The organism is Janthinobacterium foliorum (assembly GCF_978021625.1).
In genome coordinates, this window is the sequence record NZ_CDXDQE010000049.1 from 1 (window position 1) to 653 (window position 653).

1 protein-coding gene is annotated in these 653 nt (G+C 67.8%); it reads left to right on the forward strand.

What is annotated here, in order from left to right:
* Nucleotides 1–99: 99 nt before the first annotated feature.
* The coding region (locus ACZ92H_RS29410; RefSeq protein ID WP_465051969.1) for a 5-deoxy-glucuronate isomerase at nt 100–653 on the forward strand (554 nt) is incomplete at its 3' end.

Genomic DNA, 653 nt, shown 5'->3' on the forward strand with positions numbered 1-653 from the left:
GGACCCGGCCGTCGCCCCCAGCTATCAGTACGCGAAGATGGGCCACGATTACCTGGCGCAATTGGTCGACGCCATCCCGCGCTTGAAACGGGAGGCGGCATGAGCCCGCTGCTGGTGAAGGCGAACAGGGCGGGCGGCAAGATCGTGGAAGTGACGCCCGCGTCCGCCGGCTGGACGCACGTGGGTTTTGCCGCGCACCGTCTGCAGGCCGGCGAGCAGGTCACGCTGCAGACGGGCAGCCGCGAGCTGTGCATCGTCGTGCTGACGGGCACGGTCACGGTGCAGGCCGGCGAAGAGACGTGGCGCGAGATCGGCAATCGCCAGAGCGTGTTTGCAGACATCTCGCCCTACGCCGTGTATGTGCCGCTGGAAACAGCGGTCAGCATCACGGCGCAGAGCGCTGCCGAGGTGGCCCTGTGCAGCGCGCCGGCCACCACGCGCCGTGCGGCGCGCCTGATCGACCCGCAGTCGATGACGCGCTCCGTGCGCGGCAAGGGCGCCAACACGCGTTATGTGTGCGACATCTTGCCGCAGACGGCCGAGGCCGATGGCTTGCTGGTGGTGGAAGTGGTGACGCCGTCCGGCCACTCGTCCAGCTATCCGCCGCACAAGCACGACAGCGACAATATCCCGACCGAAAGTTCGCTGGAAGA